General features: G+C 74.0%; 15 protein-coding genes and 1 pseudogene. 6 read left to right on the top strand and 10 right to left on the bottom strand.

The features are described 5' to 3' along the window. Positions 1–34 precede the first annotated feature (34 nt). On the bottom strand, positions 35–1345 hold the full coding sequence (locus GA0070562_RS16160; RefSeq protein ID WP_091422175.1) for a M16 family metallopeptidase: 1311 nt from the start codon (positions 1343–1345) through the stop codon (positions 35–37). 231 nt (positions 1346–1576) lie between these two features. Here GA0070562_RS16160 and GA0070562_RS16155 point away from each other — a divergent pair, with 231 nt between their 5' ends. The 4 genes from GA0070562_RS16155 to GA0070562_RS16140 are packed head-to-tail and all read left to right on the top strand — an operon-like array spanning position 1577 to position 4736. Beyond that, entirely contained in the window at positions 1577–2638 is a 1062-nt protein-coding gene (locus GA0070562_RS16155) for an ABC transporter substrate-binding protein (protein ID WP_091422170.1), read from the top strand. Then, a complete protein-coding gene (locus tag GA0070562_RS16150) occupies positions 2635–3414 on the top strand; it encodes an ABC transporter ATP-binding protein (protein WP_091422165.1) in 780 nt (259 codons plus the stop codon). The genes GA0070562_RS16155 and GA0070562_RS16150 overlap by 4 nt, the downstream gene beginning before the upstream one ends. Further along, the gene (locus GA0070562_RS16145; protein WP_030503657.1) at positions 3404–4288 is read left to right on the top strand and encodes an ABC transporter permease; all 885 of its coding nucleotides are present in this window, start codon (positions 3404–3406) and stop codon (positions 4286–4288) included. The genes GA0070562_RS16150 and GA0070562_RS16145 overlap by 11 nt, the downstream gene beginning before the upstream one ends. A 4-nt stretch (positions 4289–4292) precedes the next feature. Further along, positions 4293–4736 (top strand): RrF2 family transcriptional regulator, encoded by a 444-nt coding sequence (locus tag GA0070562_RS16140; protein ID WP_091422161.1) that lies wholly within the window; start codon positions 4293–4295, stop codon positions 4734–4736. A gap of 11 nt (positions 4737–4747) precedes the next feature. Here the strand turns inward: GA0070562_RS16140 and GA0070562_RS29975 are convergent, their stop codons facing one another. From GA0070562_RS29975 to GA0070562_RS16105, 8 genes and pseudogenes are all read right to left on the bottom strand, one after another. Beyond that, positions 4748–4918, bottom strand: a complete 171-nt coding sequence (locus GA0070562_RS29975; RefSeq protein WP_225853322.1) for a GNAT family N-acetyltransferase — start codon at positions 4916–4918, stop codon at positions 4748–4750. Positions 4919–5033: 115 nt separating this feature from the next. Next, positions 5034–5219 carry a hypothetical protein gene (locus tag GA0070562_RS16135; RefSeq protein WP_091422159.1) on the bottom strand — a complete coding sequence of 62 codons (186 nt, stop codon included), beginning with the start codon at positions 5217–5219 and terminating at the stop codon, positions 5034–5036. 114 nt (positions 5220–5333) lie between these two features. Further along, a pseudogene (locus GA0070562_RS16130) lies at positions 5334–6738 on the bottom strand (DEAD/DEAH box helicase). A gap of 177 nt (positions 6739–6915) precedes the next feature. Continuing rightward, entirely contained in the window at positions 6916–7119 is a 204-nt protein-coding gene (gene cspE / locus GA0070562_RS16125; RefSeq protein WP_013288421.1) for a transcription antiterminator/RNA stability regulator CspE, read from the bottom strand. A 204-nt stretch (positions 7120–7323) separates the two neighbouring features. Then, complete coding sequence (locus GA0070562_RS16120) at positions 7324–10728, bottom strand: ATP-dependent helicase (protein WP_091422152.1); 3405 nt, start codon at positions 10726–10728, stop codon at positions 7324–7326. Between the two features lie 55 nt (positions 10729–10783). After that, on the bottom strand, positions 10784–14410 hold the full coding sequence (locus tag GA0070562_RS16115) for an ATP-dependent helicase (RefSeq protein WP_175438783.1): 3627 nt from the start codon (positions 14408–14410) through the stop codon (positions 10784–10786). 378 nt (positions 14411–14788) lie between these two features. Further along, positions 14789–15334: an LOG family protein gene (locus tag GA0070562_RS16110; protein WP_091422149.1), complete on the bottom strand. Its 546-nt coding sequence runs from the start codon at positions 15332–15334 to the stop codon at positions 14789–14791. Positions 15335–15337: 3 nt separating this feature from the next. Then, a complete protein-coding gene (locus GA0070562_RS16105) occupies positions 15338–16201 on the bottom strand; it encodes an LOG family protein (protein WP_377640090.1) in 864 nt (287 codons plus the stop codon). A gap of 173 nt (positions 16202–16374) precedes the next feature. Here GA0070562_RS16105 and GA0070562_RS30275 point away from each other — a divergent pair, with 173 nt between their 5' ends. Beyond that, the gene (locus GA0070562_RS30275) at positions 16375–16539 is read left to right on the top strand and encodes a hypothetical protein (protein ID WP_175438761.1); all 165 of its coding nucleotides are present in this window, start codon (positions 16375–16377) and stop codon (positions 16537–16539) included. 46 nt (positions 16540–16585) lie between these two features. Here the strand turns inward: GA0070562_RS30275 and dapE are convergent, their stop codons facing one another. Then, the gene (dapE, locus tag GA0070562_RS16100; protein ID WP_091422145.1) at positions 16586–17659 is read right to left on the bottom strand and encodes a succinyl-diaminopimelate desuccinylase; all 1074 of its coding nucleotides are present in this window, start codon (positions 17657–17659) and stop codon (positions 16586–16588) included. Between the two features lie 104 nt (positions 17660–17763). Here dapE and dapD point away from each other — a divergent pair, with 104 nt between their 5' ends. Further along, a complete protein-coding gene (dapD, locus tag GA0070562_RS16095; protein ID WP_091422142.1) occupies positions 17764–18723 on the top strand; it encodes a 2,3,4,5-tetrahydropyridine-2,6-dicarboxylate N-succinyltransferase in 960 nt (319 codons plus the stop codon). Positions 18724–18771: the final 48 nt, after the last annotated feature.

Below are 18771 nucleotides of genomic sequence, written 5' to 3'. Positions count from 1 at the left end.
TGCGGGGCTCGCAAAACCGGCTCACTCCTCGCGCTCACCGCCCACCTCCGGCGACGACCTCGACGGACGCGCGGCGCTCCGGCCGCAGGGTGGCGGCGGCGGCGCGGACCTGCTCCTCGGTCACCTCGCCGACCAGCCGGGGCAGGTCGTTGAGCAGGCCGGGTTCGCCGCGCTGCTGTTCCAGCACCGCCATCCGCAACGCGCGGCCGAGCACCGCGTCCGTGTCGCGCAGCAGGTGGGTGGCCATCCGGGCCTGGGTACGCGCCAGTTCCCCATCGGTCAGCCCGTCGGTCGCCAGCCGGTCCAGTTCCTCGTCGACGGTGCGCAGCACTTTGTCCACGTCGCCGCCGGGCGGCAGGTGGGCCTGGAGCAGCAGCGCGGTGGGGTCGCGCACGTCGAACGGGTCGCCCATGAAGCCGAGGTACCCGCCGAGGCCGGTGACCGACCGGTCGCGCTGCACCAGCCGCTCGACCAGCCGGGAGGCGTCGCCGTCGGTGAGCACCTCGGCCAGCACCACGTACGGCAGGTAGCCGGCGAAGTCGCTGATCGGGTCGGGCACCCGCCAGGCGCCGGCCACCGCGGGGAGCGGGGCCAGCGCGTCGGTGTACGTGCTGCGCCGCTCGGCGGTCAGGTCGGGCTCGGCGAAGTCGGGCCGTCGCGGGGCGGGCCGGGCCGGCACGTCCCCGAAGTGCCGCTCGACGAGCGTGGTCGCCTCGGCCACGTCGATGTCACCGCTCACCGCCAGTACGGCGTTGCCGCTGGCGTAGTAGCGGTGGAAGAAGTCGGCGGCGTCGGCCACGGTGGCCGACTCCAGGTCGACGAAGGAGCCGTAGCCGTCGTGCGCGTTGGGGAAGGTGTCGAACATCACCGGGGGCAGCGTCAGCCAGGGGAACCCGCCGTACGGCCGGTTCAGCACGTTGACCCGGATCTCCTCCTTGACCACGTCGACCTGGTTGCGCAGGTTCTCCTCGGTCAGCCGAGGGCCGCGCATCCGGTCGGCCTCCAGGAACAGCGCCCGTTCCAGTGCGTTGGCGGGCAGCGTCTCGAAGTAGTCGGTGTAGTCCAGGTGGGTGGAGCCGTTGAACGTCCCGCCCGCGCCCTGGACGTGCCGGAAGTGAGCCAACTTCTCCAGGTTCTCCGAGCCCTGGAACATCAGGTGCTCGAAGAGGTGGGCGAACCCGGTGCGTCCCTCGGGCTCGGAGCGGATGCCGACGTCGTAGACCACCGCCACCCCGATGACCGGGGCGCTGCGGTCCGGCGTGAGCACCACGCGCAGGCCGTTGTCGAGGGTGAACCGTTCGACCGGGTACTTCGTCGCTGGGATCTTCGCTCTCCGCGTCGGCACGAGATCGACATTAGCGCCTCGGTACCGGCTCTACCGCCGGTGTGCCGCGGCCCACCGGACGGCGGTGCCGGCGGTTGTCCGACCGGCCACGCTTTCTCCACCGAACAGGTGGGAATTCTCGGGAAATCCCAGGTCGCGGGGGGGCGGCCCCCGGAACGGGGCTTGACGCCGCCGGACCGCTGGCCCACTCTTCCTACCAACTAAGTAGGAATACTGCGGATTGGACATTCGATGAGAGGGCTTCCCCTGCGCCGCCTGGCCACCCTGGCGGCCCTGGCCGCTGTCGGCGCGGCCACGCTCGGCACCACCGCCGCCTGCGGCGATGACAGCGACGCCGGCGCCGCGTCCGGCCCGGTGACGCTGCGCCTGGGCTACTTCCCCAACATCACGCACGCCCCGGCCGTGGTCGGCGTGGAGAAGGGGATCTTCGCCGAGAAGCTCGGCAGCGACGTCAAGCTGGACACCAAGACGTTCAACGCCGGCCCGGCCGCCATCGAGGCCGTCTTCTCCGGCGCGCTCGACGCCACGTACATCGGCCCGAACCCGACGGTGAACGCCTTCTCCAAGTCCAAGGGCGAGGCGGTCCGGGTCGTCTCCGGCGCCGCGTCCGGCGGCGCCGCGCTCGTGGTCAAGCCCGGCATCACCTCGGTGGAGCAGCTGCGCGGCAAGAAGATCGCCACCCCGCAGCTCGGCAACACCCAGGACGTGGCGCTGCGCTTCTGGCTCAAGGAGAAGGGCCTGGAGACGACCAAGGAGGGCGGCGGCGACGTCAAGATCGTGCCGCAGGAGAACGCGCAGACGATCGAGACGTTCGGCAGCGGCGCCATCGACGGCGCCTGGGTGCCCGAGCCGTTCGTCTCCCGTCTGGTGAACGCCGGCGGCAAGGTGCTCGTCGACGAGCGCGACCTCTGGCCGGACAAGAAGTTCGTCATCACCAACCTGCTGGTCAGCACCAAGTTCCTCAAGGCGCACCCGGACGTGGTGAAGAAGCTGGTCGAGGGCCAGGTAGCGGCGAACGAGTTCGTCAACACCAAGCCGGACGAGGCGCAGCAGGCCATCTCCGACCACATCGGCAAGATCACCGGCAAGCCGCTGGACCTCAAGCTGATCAAGCAGGCCTGGCCGACGCTGGAGTTCACCAACGACCCGATCCCGTCGTCGCTGAAGACCGGTCTGGACCACGCGGTCGCGGTCGGGCTCACCCAGCCGGCCGACCTGAACGGCCTCTACGACCTGAAGTACCTCAACGAGGTGCTCAAGGCGCAGGGCAAGGCCGAGGTCAGCCAGCCGTGACGTCGACCAGCACGACCCCGCGCAGCGCGACCGGCTCGGTCGCGCTGCGCGGCGTCACGAAGGTGTACGGCCAGGGCGAGCAGGCGGTCCTGGCGCTGGACGGGCTGTCGCTGGACGTCGCTCCGGGCGAGTTCGTCTGCATGGTGGGCGCGTCCGGCTGTGGCAAGAGCACGCTTCTCAACCTGGTCGCCGGACTGGACCGGGCCAGCGGCGGCGCGATCGAGCTGGGCGAGGGCGTCAACCCGGGACTGATGTTCCAGGAGCCGGCGCTGTTCCCGTGGCTCACCGTCGAGGGCAACGTCGAGGTGCCGCTGAAGCTGCGCGGACTCCCCCGCGACCAGCGCAAGGAGCGGGTGTCCGAGCTGCTGCGCACGGTCCACCTGTCCGAGTTCGGCCGTAAGCGGCCGCACCAGCTCTCCGGCGGGATGCGGCAGCGGGTCGCGCTGGCCCGCACGCTCGCGCTCGAGACGCCGGTGCTGCTGATGGACGAGCCGTTCGGCGCGCTGGACGCGATGACCCGCGACATCCTGCACGACGAGCTGGAGCGGATCTGGACCGAGCGCAAGCTCACCGTCCTGTTCGTCACGCACAACGTCCGCGAGGCGGCCCGGCTCGCCGACCGCATCGTGCTGCTCTCCAGCCGGCCCGGCCGGATCATCTACTCCACCGAGGTCGCCGTGCCGCGCCCCCGGCGGATCGACTCGCCGGAGGTCTCGGCCATCGCCGCCGAGGTCACCGACCGGCTGCGCAAGGAGGTGGGCCGGCATGGCCAGTGACACCCTGTCCGCATCGGCGCGGGCCGACGCGGAGATCTCCGGCCTCGACGCGCTGGAGATCGCCGGCCGGGAGAAGGGCCCGTCCCGGGTACGCCGCCTGTGGTCGGCCACCTGGCCGAAGCTCGCCGCGCTCGCGCTCGCGGTGGCGATCTGGCAGGCGGTGGTCTGGTCCGGGTGGAAGGAGCCGTGGGCGCTGCCCGGCCCGGCAGTGGTCTTCGGCGACCTCGGGGAGTACCTGCTCAGCTCGGCGCTCTGGGAGGGCCTGGCCACCACCGCCCGGCGGGCGGCGGTCGGTTTCGCCGCCGCGGTCGCGGTCGGCCTGCTGCTCGGCCTGGGCGTGGCCCGGGTCAAGGTGCTCCGGGCCGCGCTCGGCTCGATGATCACCGCGTTGCAGACGATGCCGTCGATCGCCTGGTTCCCGCTGGCCATCCTGCTGTTCCAGCTCAGCGAGCAGGCGATCTTCTTCGTGGTGGTGCTCGGCGCCGCGCCGTCGGTAGCCAACGGCGTCATCCACGGCGTGGACTACGTGCCGCCGCTGCTGGTCCGCGCCGGCCGCAACCTCGGCGCGCGCGGGCTCAACCTCTACCGGTACGTGATCGCGCCGGCCGCGCTCCCCGCCATCGTGGCGGGACTCAAGCAGGGCTGGGCGTTCGCCTGGCGCAGCCTGATGGCCGGTGAGCTGCTGGTGGTCATCGCCACCCGCACCTCGATCGGCGCTCAGCTCACGTACGCGCGCGAGCTGAGCGAGGCGCCACGCCTGATGGCGATCATGATCGTCATCCTGGTGGTGGGTCTGCTCGTGGACACCGCGTTCGGGGCCGCCGACAAGGCGATCCGCCGCCGCTGGGGCGTGCTGGACCAGGCCGGCAACTGACGTCGTGTACATCTCCGCGCGCGCCGACTACGCGCTCCGGGCCATGCTCGCCGTCGCCGACGTCGCCGGGACCACTGGCGACCCGGCGGCCGGCGGCGGCGAGCTGGTCAAGGCGGCGAGCCTGGCCGAGAGCCAGGACATCCCGCTCAGCTTCCTCCAGGGGATTCTGCTCGACCTGCGCCGGGCCGGACTTCTGCACAGCCATCGCGGCACCGAGGGCGGGTACGCGCTGACCCGCCCGCCGGACGAGATCAGTGTGGGCGACGTGCTGCGCGCGGTGGGTGGCGCGATCACGAGCGTCCGTGGCATCCCCGCCGACCGGGCCGGCTACCACGGCGTGGCCACCGGCCTGCGGGACGTGTGGCTGGCGGTGGACGGCGCGATCGCCCTCGTCGTGGACCGGACCACGCTCGCCGACCTGCTGAGCGACAGGGCCGCGGCACCCTGACGCTCGTCCGGTCACGGTGCCGGCGGCCGCACCTGCCCGTCGCGGACCATGCGGATCTCCCGTACACCGTCCTGAACCTGGATCGTGCCGTCGGCCACGAAGCCGTGCCTGCGGTAGAACGCCTGGGCACGGGGGTTGGGGTCGGCGACCCACAGCGCACGTCTCCTGCCAGCACCGGACATGCACACGTGCCATCCGGGCGGCGTCCTCGACCCGGCCCCCGCGAACGGTCACCGAAGAGTCCACCGTCGCATCGTAGGCGGCCGGCCAGTCCGGGCATCGCCCCTTTCCGGGCCGCTACTGGGCCTGCGGGGCGCTCATCCCGGGGGTGAAGCTGCGGGCGGCGCCACGGTCCTGCGGGCCGTCGCCGGACGGTTGCCACGGCCCGAACGCGGCCACCGCGGCGAGCGCCAGGCCGGCGCCCGCCACCGCGAGCACCAGCAGCACTTCCCGCGCTCCGCCTGAGCCGGCGTCCCCCGCCATGACCGCTCCCTCCACGCCCGGCCGACCCCCCGACCGGTTCTCCGCGCGACAGCATCACCGTCACGCGGCGGACGCACAGTCGGGCAGCCGACCGAACATCGACTGATTCCCGACTCAGGAATGAACGCTCGGCCCGATCGGAGGCGAACCGGTCAGGCGGGGCCGGCCCGGACAACGCAGGCTGGCCGGACGCGAGGCCGCTCGGGCGCGGCCCGCACAGACGCGAGACCGGCCAGACGGAGGGCCGGTCGGACGCGGGCTGCGGTCAGCGGCGGCGCGGGCGCCGGCGAGGGCGGGTCGCCGGGGCGGGGTGCGCGGCGGCGGGCGCGGTGATGGTCACCGGGACGCCGGACGGCTCCCGGGCGCCGGTGAGCCGGCTCAGCTCACCGTCGCCGGGGCGTACCCGCGTGGTCTTGGGGTTGATGCCCGCGGTGCTCATCAGCCGGGCGACGTCGCGGCGCTGCTCCGGCAGGACGAGGGTGACCACGGTGCCCGACTCGCCGGCCCGCGCGGTCCGGCCACCCCGGTGCAGGTAGTCCTTGGCCTCGGCGGGCGGGTCGGCGTTGACCACCAGGTCCAGCCCGTCGACGTGGATGCCCCGGGCCGCCACGTCGGTGGCCACCAGCGCGGTGACCTGGCCGGTGCGGAACTGCTCCAGGATGCGGGTGCGCTGCGGCTGCGACTTACCGCCGTGCAGCGCCGCGGCGCGTACGCCCTTGGCGAGCAACTGCCGGGCCACCCGGTCGGCGCGGTGCTTGGTGGCGATGAAGACGATGGTGCGGCCCTCGCGGGCGGCGATGTGGGCCAGCGCGGCCTGCTTGTCGTCCGCCTCAAGGTGCAGCACGTGGTGCGTCATCGCGGTGACGGTGGCGGTGCCCGGGTCGACGGAGTGCGTCACCGGGTCGGCCAGGAAGCGGCGGACCAGCCGGTCCACGCCACGGTCCAGGGTGGCCGAGAAGAGCATCCGCTGACCACCGGGGGCGACCTGCTCCAGCAGCTTCGTCACCTGCGGCAGGAAGCCCATGTCGGCCATCTGGTCGGCCTCGTCCAGCACGGTGATGGTCACCTGGTCCAGCCGGGCGTCCCCGCGGTCGATCAGGTCGTGCAGCCGGCCCGGCGTGGCCACCAGCACCTCGGCGCCGGCGCGCAGCGCGGCCGCCTGGCGGGTCAGCGAGAGCCCGCCGACCACTGTCGCGCAGCGCAGCCCGAGGGCGGCGGCGTACGGGACGAGCGCGGCGGTGACCTGCGCGGCCAGTTCCCGAGTGGGTACGAGCACCAGCGCGAGCGGGCGGCCCGGGCGGGCCCGGCGGCCGGCCGTACGGTGCAGCAGCGGCAGCCCGAACGCGAGCGTCTTGCCGGAGCCGGTACGGCCCCGGCCGAGCACGTCGCGGCCGGCCAGCGAGTCCGGGATCGTGGCCGTCTGGATCGGGAACGGCGCGGCGATGCCCTGCGCGGCCAGCTCGGAGATGAGCGCCGGAGCCAGGCCGGTGGCGGCGAACGTGGGCAGGGTCGTGGTCATGCGAAAAGCCTTCCTCGAGGCGGCACGTGTCGAGGAAGGGCGCCGGAAGACGGCGCGTCACCGGCGTCACCGGTGGTCACAAGCACGAACCGAAGGGACGGGCCGGCCCAGCAGAGGCGGGCCGGCCCGTGCACCGCGCCCGAGAGGGCGCGGTGGTGGTGCCGGTTGATCCGAAGATCAGAGCGGGCGGATGTTCTCCGCCTGCGGGCCCTTCTGGCCCTGGGTCACCTCGAACTCGACCCGCTGGTTCTCGTCCAGGCTCCGGTAGCCGGAGGTCTGGATCGCCGAGAAGTGGGCGAAGACGTCGGCGCCGCCGTCGTCCGGGGTGATGAAGCCAAAGCCCTTGTCAGCGTTGAACCACTTGACGGTGCCAATTGCCATGTGTTTCGTCTCCTTGACGGAACGGTCGGCCCGCACGTGTTGCGGGCCGGAGAGGAGCACCCCGCGCGTGGAATACGCGGCGTGCCTGTCGCTGCTGGTCGCCCCGCCCGGAGAACTCCGGACACAACAAAGAGCGCCTGGGGCCACAATCCGCCAGGCGCACACAGAGTCTCTGGAAACCAAAACTGCAACCCGTTCAACGTATCACGGATTCGTGCGCCGCGGGAGATCCCCCGGGATTTCCGGCACGGCGGCCACCAAGGCGGCCAGCCCTTCCGCGTCGAGCAGGTCGGCCGGACGAACGTTCGCGGAGTCCCGCACGTAGTGGAACGCGGCGCCGACCCGTTCCACCGGCACCCCGGCCAGCTCCGCCCAGGCCAGCCGGTAGACCGCCAGCTGCACCGCCGCCGCGTCGGCCTCCCGGCCGGCCGGCTGCCGCCCGGTCTTCCAGTCGACCACGTCGTAACGCCCGCCCGGCCGGGCGAACACGGCGTCCATCCGCCCCCTGATCACCACCCCGGCGATGACGGTGGCGAACGGCACCTCCACCTCCACCGGCACCCGGTCGGCCCACTCGCCGGCCAGGAAGCGCTCCTGCAACTCGACGAGCGCCTCGTCCGGGGCCGCGTCCTCGTCCGCCGCGCCGGGCAACTCGTCCACGTCGAGCAGCCGGTCGGCGCCGAAGCGCTGCTCCAGCCAGGCGTGGAACGCGGTGCCGCGCCGGGCGTACGGGTTCGGCTCGGTCGGCATCGGGCGGCGCAGCGTCCGGGCCAGCGCCTCCGGGTCGCGGCGCAACGCCACGAGCTGGGTCACCGAGAGCTGGCCGGGCAACTCCACCTCGACCGCCTCGGCCTGCCGGGCCAGCTCCGCCCGCTCGGCGAGCAGGAGATCGGCCTCGCGCCGCCAGCGGGCCACCTCGGCGTCCTCAGCCGCTCCGCTGGTGGCGAGCACTGCCGCTTCCCGGCGGGCCGTCTCCGGGTCGGCCAGGTGCCGGCGGACCAGCGCCGCTGCCTCGGTCAGCGCCGGCCGGCGGGCGCCGAGCGGGTCGGCCGGCCACTCGGCCCGCAGCACCGTCTCGGTGGTCGGGTTCACCGCGTCCCCGGCCGGCTCGGGCGTCCACGCGTCCACCACGTGCCCGTCCGCACCCGCCAGGCAGGCGTCGTGCACCTCGCGCAGAAACACCGACGGGCCGCGGAACCGCTTGGTCCCCTCGCCCCACCAGTAGCCGGAGCAAAGCAGCAGCCGGCGGGGACGGGTCACCGCCACGTACGCCAGCCGGCGCTCCTCCCGCTCGTCGTGCGCCCGCCACGCGTCGGTGAACTCGGTCAGTGCCCGGGCCACCCCGCGCTGGTCCTCAGCCTCCGGCAGGGCCAGCTCGGGCAGCCCGTCCGCGTCGCCGCGCAACGGGAACGGCAGCACGCCCAGCCCGCCCAGCCAGTGGTCGGAGTTGCGGACCGGCCCCGGCCAGACGCCCCGGGTCATCCCGGCCACCGCCACCACGTCCCACTCCAGGCCCTTCGCGGCGTGCGCGGTGAGCACCTGCACCGCGCCGGCCACCACCTCGACCTCACCGGGCGCCAGCCCGCGCTCCTCGTCCTCGGCCGCGGCCAGGTAGGCGAGGAAACCGGCGAGCGTGGCGCCGGGCGTCTCGCCGCTGAACCGGGCCGCCACGTCGCCGAGCGCGTCCAGGTGGGCACGGGCCAGCCCGGCGTCGCCCGCGCCGTCCCGGCCGGCGCGGACCGCCACCTCGACGTCGAGCCCGATGGTCCGCTCGATGTCCGCGATCAGCTCCGGCAGTGACTGGTCGAGCCGGTAGCGCAGCAGCGCCAGCTCCATCCCGTACGAGCGCAGCCGCGCGAAGCCCTCGGCCGAGTACGCCTGCGCCGGCCCCAGGTCGGCCAGCGCCTCGACGAGCGTGGCCTCGTCCAGCGCGTCCACGGTGATCTCCGGGCCCTCGTCGCCGGTCAGCTCCCGGCGCCCGCGGGCGATCGCGCGAGCGCGGCGGTGCAGGGCGACGAGGTCACGCGGCCCGATCCGCCAGCGCGCGCCGGTCAGCAGCCGCAGCAGCGCCGCCCCGTCGGTCGGGTCGGCCAGCACGCGCAGCGTGCACACCACGTCCCGCACCTCCGGGGTGTCCAGCAGCCCGCCCAGGCCGACCACGTCGACCGGCAGCCCGCGGGCGCGCAACGCCGCCTCGATCGCCGGGATCTGGCTGCGCAGCCGCACCAGCACCGCAGTGGTGGGGCGGCGGTCGGCCGGGATGTGCTCGGGCAGCGCGCCCGGCATCCCGGCCGCCCCCCGCCAGGCCGCCAGCACGCTGTCCGCGATCCAGTCGGCCTCGTCGGCGTACGTCTCCAGCAGCGCGCAGTGCACGGTGCCGCCGGCCTGCCCGCCCGGCGTGCGGTGCGGGATCGGATCGCGGACGCTGAGCGCGGCGTGCAGTTCCGGCACCCGCGCGCCGGCCGCCCGCAGCGGCACCGAGAGCGTGTTGGCGACGCCGAGGATCTCCGGCCGGTTGCGCCAGCTCGTGGTCAGGCTGAGCACGTCAGCCGGGCTGCCGTCGGTACGGCCGAACTCGGTGGGGAACCGGTCGAGCGTGCCGGCGCTGGCGCCGCGCCAGCCGTAGATGGACTGGCACGGGTCGCCGACGGCGGTGACCGGGTGGCCGCCACCGAACAGCGCGTTGAGCAGCACCACCTGGGCGTGGCTGGTGTCCTGGTACTCGTCGAGCAGCACCACCCGGAACCGGTCCCGCTCGATCACCCCGACGCCGGGGTGGTCGCGGGCCACCCGGGCCGCGCGGGCGAGCTGGTCGGCGAAGTCCATCGCCTCGAAGTCGTCCTTGCGCCGGGCGTACGCGCGCACCAGCGGCAGCAGCTTCAGCCGGGTCCGCTGGAGCTGGAGCGCCTTGCGGACGTCCGCGTAGACGCGGCCCGGGCGGGACTGCACGTCGGCGAAGAACCGGCCGGTCCAGGCGGCCAGCTCGTCCGGGTCGACCAGGTGCTCGTCCAGCTCACCGGCGAGCGCCAGCACGGCGTCGGTGACGGTCGACGGCATCCGGTCCACCTCGGACATGTCGCCGTCGTAGTTGCGCACCAGCAGGTCGACCAGCTGCCAGCGGGACGCCTCGGTGAGCAGCCGGGTGGTCGGCTCGTACCCGGCGCGCAACCCGTGCTCGGTGACGATCCGCCCGGCGTACGAGTGATAGGTCGACACGGTCGGCTCGCCCGCCAGCGGGTCGTCGTGCGGATCCCGCCCCTGCCGGCCGAGCCGCCGGATGAGCTGGTCGAGCCGGGTCCGGACCCGGTGTGCCAGCTCACCTGCCGCCTTGCGGGTGAAGGTGAGGCCGAGGATGTGCTCGGGGCGCACGTAGGAGTTGGCCACCAGCCACATCACCCGCGCCGCCATCGTCTCGGTCTTGCCCGAGCCGGCGCCCGCGACCACCAGAAGCGGCTCCACCGGCGCGGCGATGATCGCGGCCTGTTCCCGGGTGGGCGCGGGCAGCCGCAGCAGCCGGGCCAGCTCGACCGGCGTGTAGCGGGGCCCGGCGTCGGCGGTGCGCGGCGCGGGCGTGGCAGAGGCGCCGAACAGCGCCGGCTGAACGCTCACGGCTCGGTCCTTGTTCGCGACTGCGGGGCTCGCAAAACCGGCTCACTCCTCGCGCTCACGAGCCCTCCGGCGGTGGCTCGACCACCTGGCGGCCCTGGCCGGAGACCGGGCAGCTGGTGCGTACCGGGCAGACCCGGCACTTGGAGTTCGCCACCGCGGCGAACGTGGATGCGGCCATCGTGTCGGCGGTACGGCGCACCAGCGCGGTGGCCCACCCCGCCTCCGGCCCCTCCCCCGCCGCGGCCTGGGTCTGCTCCTTGGCGTCCCGCGCGCCGGTGCCGAGCTGCACCAGCGCGGCACCGCCCGGCTCCTCGCCGAACTCTGCGAACCCGCCCGCCTCCACCGCCGCCTGGTACGCGCCGAGCTGCGGATGCTCGGCCACCTCCCGCTCGGTGACCGCCGTCGACTTGCCGGTCTTCAGGTCGATCACCACGAGCCGTCCCTCGGCGTCGACCTCCAGCCGGTCGACGCGGCCGGTCAGCTGGATCGGGCGGGACGGGTCGTCGAGGCGGACCGCGAACTCGTGCTCGATCGCGAGCAGCCGGCGGGGGTTGCCGGCCAGCCAGCGCAGCAGCTTGTCCACCATCGCCTCGGCGCGCTGCCGCTCCGGACCGGCCATCCACCGCGCGGCCAGCTCGATCGCGTCGAACCGGGCCGCCACGTACTCCAGCAACGCCTCCCGGTCGACGCTGGCGTCCTCGGCCAGCATCGCGGCGGCGTGCACCAGGTTGCCGACGCCCTGCGCGGCGCTCGCCGGCCCGCTGCCGCCGTGCCGTTCCAGCAGCCAGCGCAGGCTGCACCGCAACGCGCTCTCCATCGCCGACGGGGTGACCCGCACCGGCTCGCCCTCGTCGACGAGCGGCCGGTCGTCGGAGAGACCGCGCAACCCCCACCAGTCGTCCGGGTGCGCGCCGGGCACCCCGGCGGCGGCCAGCCGCGCCAGCTCCCCCGCCGCCGCGTGCCGCCGGGTGATCGGCGTCGCCGGGTCGGTGACCGCGGTACGCAGCTCCGCCACCAGCGCGGACAGGGTGAGCCCACGCGGCGGCAGGGTGACCGGGAGCGCGGTGGGCGGCCCGTCCTGCGGATGCTCGTCCCCGTGCGGCACCGGCCCGTCCGCGGCTCGCCCGGGCGTGCCCGGACCGGTCGGACGGTTCGGCCCGTTCCCGGTGGGGCCGGTCGGAGCCGGGCCGGTTCCGCCGGTGGCGGGTGGGTCGGCGGCGGCCAGCTCGTGCAGGAAGCGGCTCGGCTGCTCCTCGTGGTCGTCCCCGCCGACCGCCGCGGACGCGACAGCGGTGACCAGCAGCCGCCGTCGCGCGCGGCTGATCGCCACGTGGAACAGCCGCCGCTCCTCGTCCAGCAGCGCGGACGTCTGCCCGACCAGGCTGGCCCGCAGCCCGGCCCCGTCGGCGCGACCGGCGAGCACGTCGACGAGCCGCTCCGAGCCGAGCAGGCTGCCGCGCAGGCGCAGGTCCGGCCAGACGCCCTCCTGCACCCCGGCCACCGCGACCAGGTCCCACTCCAGGCCCTTGGCGGCGTGCGCGGTGAGCAGGCGTACCGCGTCGCCCCGGTCGGCGGCGGCGGCGAGCGTGTCGGCGGGCAGCTCCTGCCCGAGGACGTGGTCGAGGAACACCTCGGTACGCGCGCCGGGCAACCGGTCGGTGAACCGGGCCGCCGCGTCGAAGAGGACGAGCACCGCGTCCAGGTCACGGTCGGCGGCCTCGGCCCGCCAGCGCTGGGCGGTCTCGTGCTCGCCGGTGGCCGCCCGTCCCCGGGTGATCGCCCCGGCCCAGCGTTCGGCCAGCCCGCTCTCCCGCCACACGGCCCAGAGCACGTCCTCGACTGTGGCGCCGGGTCGGCCGGCCGTCTCCCGGGCGGTCGCGAGCAGGTGCGCCACGGCCTGCGCGGGTGCCGCCCAGCGACGCTCGATGGTGGCCAGTTCGGCCTGGTCGCGGAGCGCCTCCACCAGCAGCTCGCCGGAGGGACGGCGGTCTCCGCCGGCCAGCGCCAGCGCCCGCAGCCCCTGGCGCAGTCGCCGTTCGGCCAGCGGGTCGGCGCCGCCCAGCGGCGAGTGCAGCAACGCGACCGCCGACTCCTCGTCCAGCCGGTCGGGTTCGAGCGCGCAGCGCAGCAGGAGCAGCAGCGGCGCGACCGCCGGCTGGAGGTGCAGCGGCAGGTCCTCGCCGTGCACGACGGTCGGCACACCGGCTGTGTGCAGCGCGCGCCGCAGCGACGGCAGTTGCCGGCCGGTGGATCGGACCAGCACCGCCATCCGGGACCAGGGCACGCCGTCGAGCAGGTGCGCCTCGCGCAACGCGTGCGCCAGCCACGCCGACTCGCTGGTGGCGGACCGGAACGTCCGTACCTCCACCGATCCGGCCGGCGTGCCGGGAAGCGGGCGCAGCCGCCGGTGCGCCGCCGGACCTCGCAGCCGCCGGGCCAGCCGGGCGGTGGCCGCGAGCAGTTCCGGACCGGCCCGGTACGAGGTGGTCAGCGTGATCTGCGCGGCCGGCGCACCGGAGGCGGTCCGGAAGCGGTGCGGGAACGTGGTGACGCCCGCCGGGTCGGCGCCGCGGAACGCATACGTGGACGAGTCGGGGTCGGCGAACGCCACCAGGGAACGGCCACCACCGGCCACCACGGCGAGCAGTTCGAGCTGGGCCGGGTCGGTGTCGGCCAGCTCGTCGACGTACACGTGGGCCAGCCGACGGCGCTCGGCGGCCAGCAGCTCGGGATCGTCGAGCAGCATGCCGGTGGCGGCACGCACCAGCTCCGCCGGGTCGTACGCCACCGAGCCCCGGTTGCTCACGTCGCGCAGGGCGAGCACGGCGACGTACTCCCGCAGGAAGCGCGCGGCGGCCGGCCAGTCGGCGCGGCCCAGCTTCTCGCCCAGCCGGGCCAGCTCGACCGGGCCGACGCCACGCTCCGCGGCACGCATCAGCAGGTCGCGGAGCTGCTGGGCGAACGCCCGGGTACGCAGCGCCGGCCGCATGTCCTCCGGCCAGCCGACCGGGTCGTCGCCGGGTTCGTCCCCCACCACGTCGAGCAGCTCACGGATGATCAGATCCTGCTCGGGGCCGGTGAGCAGCCGGGGCGAGGGTTCGCCGCGTTCGGCCGCCGCGCGGCGCAGCAGCCCGAAGGCGTACGCCGGGAACGTGCGCACCAGCGGCTCGCGGACCACGCGGTGTCCGTCCCCGGCGATCCGCGCCTCGATCCGGTGGCGCAGCTCGGTGGCGCCGCGCCGGCCGAAGGTGAGCACGAGGATCCGTTCCGGGTCGACGCCCTCGGCCACGCGGGCGGCGACCGCCTCGACGAGCGTCGTCGTCTTGCCGGTGCCGGGACCACCGACGACGAGCATCGGCCCGTCGGTGTGCGCGACCACCTCCGCCTGCACCGGATCGGCCCAGCGCCCGATGCTCGCGGGCTGCCCGGCCGCGCTCTGCGGCGAGGCGCTGCCGGGTGAGGGCGCGCCGGTCGCCGTCCGCGGCAGGGCGTTCCCGGGCGGCGTGGCGTTCCCGGGCGGCGTGGCGGTCGCCGGGTGCGCGGCATCGCCCGCCGACCCCCCGGATCGCGGCTCCACCTCGGCCGGCCCGCCGGGCCGACCCACCCCCTGCCCCGCCCCGGCGTCGTGGGTGACCCCCGCCCCCGCGCCGCCGGGCCGGCGCACCAACCGGTACGCCTGCATCACCGACATCCCACCACGCCGGTACGACACCCGGAAACCGACGTCCACCCCGCGCGCCGCAGGTCATTCGAGTGACGCGACAACCGCACCTGCTGATTCCGGTCGAAGGATGCGAAGGCGTCGGACGCCGAGGCAGCGCCGCGTCCAGAACAGCGATCGGATACCGAGGCGGCCCCCGGCCAGGACAGCCGTGACGCATGCCGCCGCGACTGCGATCAACCCCGGGCCGGCACCTCCCCGACGCGAACCGGCCGACACCCACCATTCGAGAAAAGCTTCCCGCTTACCGAGATCCGCATAGATCTTGGTAGGAAAGTGCCCCCATAGGGGCCATTCACTACCAAGATCTCCAGGGAAACGGGGCAAGAGCGAGAGGGCTCAGGTCAGGCGGGCGTCGATCAGGTCCAGGGCGGCGGGAACGCTGTCGGCGACCATCAGCAGGTCCAGCGCGGCCGGCTTGAGGAACTGCTGCTCGCCGAGCCCGCGGATCCAGTCGAGCAGCGGCCGGTAGAACCCGTCCACGTCCACGATCACCATCGGCTTGGCGTGCAGGGCCAGGGTGGCGGTGGTCCAGACCTCGAACAGCTCGTCGAGCGTGCCGAGGCCGCCGGGCAGCGCGACGAACGCGTCGGACTTCTCGTCCATCAGCGTCTTGCGGCTGGCCAGGCTGTCGGTGACCAGCAGCTCGTCGGAGTCCAGGTCGGCGACCTCCAGGTCGACCAGGGACTGCGGGATGACGCCGACGGTGCGGCCGCCGGCCGCCCGCGCGCCCTGCACCACGGCGCCCATCATGCCGACACAGCCGCCACCGCTGACCAGGGTGTGCCCGCGCCGGGCCAGTTCCTCACCGGTCTCGGTGGCGAGCGCCAGCCAGCGGGCGTCAAGAGTGCGGGAGGACGCGCAGAAGACACAGACGTTGGCCACGGGTCAGCTCCGTCCCGCCGGGCCCTCGGGGGCGGCCTCGGCGGCGGCGCGCTGGTCGGCTGCCACCCGGGCGACCGCCTCCTCGCGAACCGCCTCCTGCTCGGCGGAGAGCACCGCCTCGGCCTCCACGATGTGGCGTACCGCCTCGTTGACGTCGTCGGTGAGGCGGATCAGGTCGAGATCGACCGGGCCGATCTTGCCCTCGGCAGCCATGGTGCCGCGCAGCCAGTCGAGCAGCCCGCGCCAGTAGTCGGTGCCCATCAGCACGACCGGGAAGCGGGTCACCTTGCCGGTCTGCACCAGGGTGAGCGCCTCGAACAGCTCGTCCAGGGTGCCGAAGCCGCCGGGAAGCACCACGAACGCCTGGGCGTACTTGACGAACATGGTCTTGCGGGCGAAGAAGTAGCGGAAGTCGATGGCCAGGTCGACCCAGTCGTTGAGGCCCTGCTCGAACGGCAGCTCGATGCCGAGCCCGACGGAGAGGCCACCCGCCTCACCGGCGCCCCGGTTGGCGGCCTCCATCACGCCGGGGCCGCCGCCGGTGATCACCGCGTACCCGGCCCGGGCGAGGGCGCCGCCCAGCTCCTCGGCCATCCGGCACTCCGGGCTGTCCGGCTTGCTGCGGGCGGAGCCGAAGACGCTCACCGCCGGGGGCAGGTCGGCGAGGGTGTCGAAGCCCTCGACGAACTCGGAGAGGATCCGCAGCGCACGCCAGGCGTCCTTGGTCTTCCAGTCGCTGCGTCCCCGGGAGTCGAGCAGCCGCTGATCAGCCGTACTCGTCGGAATCGCCCGGTTGCGCAGCGTCACCGCCCCGCGGTGCCGTTCTCCCCGGTTCCGCTCCTCCCGCTGGCCGTCCCCGGCCGCCATTCCCCTGCTCTCGCCCATGGGGTCACCGTAGTAGAGCGGCCCGGGCGCGGCGCGAAGGCCCGGGAGCCGGAGAAATCTTTGGGATCCGGGCAACTAATTCGGTCGCACGTACGTCTTACTATTCACATACCCGGTATACCCCGGGCGACGCGCCTTCGGGGGAGGAGCCAGCGTTGATCAGTAACAGCGAGATGATCCGGATCCGCCGTCAGATGCAGCGGCGGATCCGTGACGTGGTGGCCGAGCGCCGCCGCGCCCGGATGATGGAGACCCACCGGTCCGACCTGACCGGCGAGACCGGCGATGCGGACGCACCCCTGACGACGACGACCGTCTGACGATCCGGGGCCCGTGCGGCGGGCGCGGGCCCCGGATCGCAGGGCGTCAGGCCGGGGCCAGCCAGCGGTGCAGCGTCGCCGCGCCGTCCCGGATCTTGGTCAGTTCGACGTGCTCGTCCTTGTGGTGCGCGAGGTTCGGGTCGCCGGGGCCGAAGTTCAGCGCCGGGATGCCCATGGCCGCGAACCGCGCCACGTCCGTCCAGCCCAGCTTGCCGATCGGCGCGGCACCCACCGCCGCCAGGAACTCCTGCGCCGCCGCGCTGTCCAGTCCGGGCGGCGCTCCGGCCGCCGCGTCGGTGACCTCCAGCTCGAAGCCGGCGAAGACCTCGCGCAGGTGCGCCTCGGCGCCCGCCGGGTCGCGGTCCGGGGCGTACCGGTAGTTGATCTCGATCTGGCAGCGGTCGGGGATGACGTTGCCGGCCACCCCGCCGGTGATCCGCACCGCGTTGAGACCCTCGCGGTAGTCGCAGCCCTCGATCGTCACCCGGCGGGCGTCGTACGTGGTCAGCCGCCGCAGCACCTCGCTCGCGCCGTGGATGGCGTTCACCCCGTGCCAGGAGCGCGCCGCGTGTGCCCGCTCGCCGTGCGTGGTGACCACCGCCCGCATGGTGCCCTGGCAACCCGCCTCGACGATCCCGTACGTCGGCTCCAGCAGCACCGCGAAGTCGGCCTCCAGCCACTCGGGGTGGCTCTGCGCGACCAGGGTGAGGCCGTTGTACTTCGACTCGATCTCCTCGGCCTCGTAGAAGAAGTACGTGACGTCGTAGCGCGGGTCGGGCAGCGTGACCGCCAGGTGCAGCGCGAAGGCGACCCCGGACTTCATGTCGGAGGTGCCGCACCCGTACATCAGGTCGCCGCGCATGGTCGAGGGGAAGTTGCCGTTGAGCGGGACGGTGTCCAGGTGGCCGGCGAGCACCACGCGCTGCGCCCGGCCCAGGTCGGTACGGGCCATGACGGTGTTCGAGTGCCGGTAGGTGGTCAGGTGCGGCACACCGCGCAGCACCTCCTCGACGCAGTCGGCGATCGCCTTCTCGTTGAGGGAGACCGACTCGATGTCGACCAGGGCGCGGGTCAGCGCCACCGGATCGGCCAGGACCTCGGGGGTCAACGGGTTCTGCATGTCTCGCACGGTACCGTCAACCTCGACGGGCCAGGGAACACGTTCGGCGAGGCCCGCGGCCGCGAGCAGCGGCGGACGCCGTTGCCGGAGGAAAGGGTGACATCGTGACGTCCGCACCATCCGCCTGGGGCATCGGCCTGGCCACCGTCACCGCCGAGGACCAGGTACTCGACACCTGGTACCCGACCGGCAAGCTGGGCCTGGGCGAGCTGCCGCTGGTGCCCGGCGAGGACCAGGCCGACGTGCTCGACCTGCCGCCGGGCGCGATCGGTGAGCGGGCGCTGCCCGGCCTGCGTACCGTCGAGGTGACCACCGTGATCGGCTCGCTGGACGACCCGATCAAGGACGCGGCCGACGCGTACCTGCGGTTGCACCTGCTCTCCCACCGCCTGGTGCGGCCCAACGAGCTGAACCTCGACGGCATCTTCGGCAAGCTGGCGAACGTGGCCTGGACGTCGGCCGGGCCCTGCCCGCCGGAGCGGGTGGACGAGCTGCGCGTCATCGAGCGGGCCGCCGGCCGCCACCTGGCCGTGTACGGGGTGGACAAGTTCCCCCGGATGACCGACTACGTGGTGCCGTCGGGGGTGCGGATCGCCGACGCGGACCGGGTCCGGCTCGGCGCGCACCTGGCCGCCGGCACCACCGTCATGCACGAGGGCTTCTGCAACTTCAACGCCGGCACGCTGGGCACCTCGATGGTCGAGGGCCGCATCGTGCAGGGCGTGGTGGTCGGCGACGGCTCCGACGTCGGCGCGGGCGCCTCGATCATGGGCACGCTCTCCGGCGGCGGCACCGACAAGGTGCGCATCGGCGAGCGCAGCCTGGTCGGCGCGAACGCGGGCATCGGCATCTCGCTCGGCGACGACTGCGTGGTGGAGGCCGGCTGCTACGTCACCGCCGGTTCCAAGGTCACGCTGCCGGACGGCCGGGTGGTCAAGGCCCGCGAGCTGTCCGGCGTCGACGGACTGCTGTTCTGGCGCAACTCGGTGACCGGCGCGCTGGAGGCGAAGCCCCGCACCGGCCAGGGCATCACGCTCAACGCCGCGCTGCACGCCAACGACTGAGCCGTACCCCCGTCCGGGTCCGCGCTCACCGCGCGGACCCGGACGGCC

Source organism: Micromonospora tulbaghiae (assembly GCF_900091605.1).
GTDB lineage: Bacteria > Actinomycetota > Actinomycetes > Mycobacteriales > Micromonosporaceae > Micromonospora > Micromonospora tulbaghiae.
This window is presented reverse-complemented; position numbering and strand designations above follow the sequence as displayed.

Bases quoted from the DNA above. Each gene is read 5' to 3' on its own strand.
- GA0070562_RS16105 (WP_377640090.1), bottom strand. From the start codon at position 16,201: ATGGCGGCCGGGGACGGCCAGCGGGAGGAGCGGAACCGGGGAGAACGG.
- GA0070562_RS16145 (WP_030503657.1), top strand. From the start codon at position 3,404: ATGGCCAGTGACACCCTGTCCGCATCGGCGCGGGCCGACGCGGAGATC.
- cspE (WP_013288421.1), bottom strand. From the start codon at position 7,119: ATGGCAATTGGCACCGTCAAGTGGTTCAACGCTGACAAGGGCTTTGGC.
- dapE (WP_091422145.1), bottom strand. From the start codon at position 17,659: ATGCAGAACCCGTTGACCCCCGAGGTCCTGGCCGATCCGGTGGCGCTG.
- GA0070562_RS16155 (WP_091422170.1), top strand. From the start codon at position 1,577: ATGAGAGGGCTTCCCCTGCGCCGCCTGGCCACCCTGGCGGCCCTGGCC.
- GA0070562_RS16115 (WP_175438783.1), bottom strand. From the start codon at position 14,410: ATGCAGGCGTACCGGTTGGTGCGCCGGCCCGGCGGCGCGGGGGCGGGG.
- GA0070562_RS29975 (WP_225853322.1), bottom strand. From the start codon at position 4,918: ATGTCCGGTGCTGGCAGGAGACGTGCGCTGTGGGTCGCCGACCCCAAC.
- GA0070562_RS16135 (WP_091422159.1), bottom strand. From the start codon at position 5,219: ATGGCGGGGGACGCCGGCTCAGGCGGAGCGCGGGAAGTGCTGCTGGTG.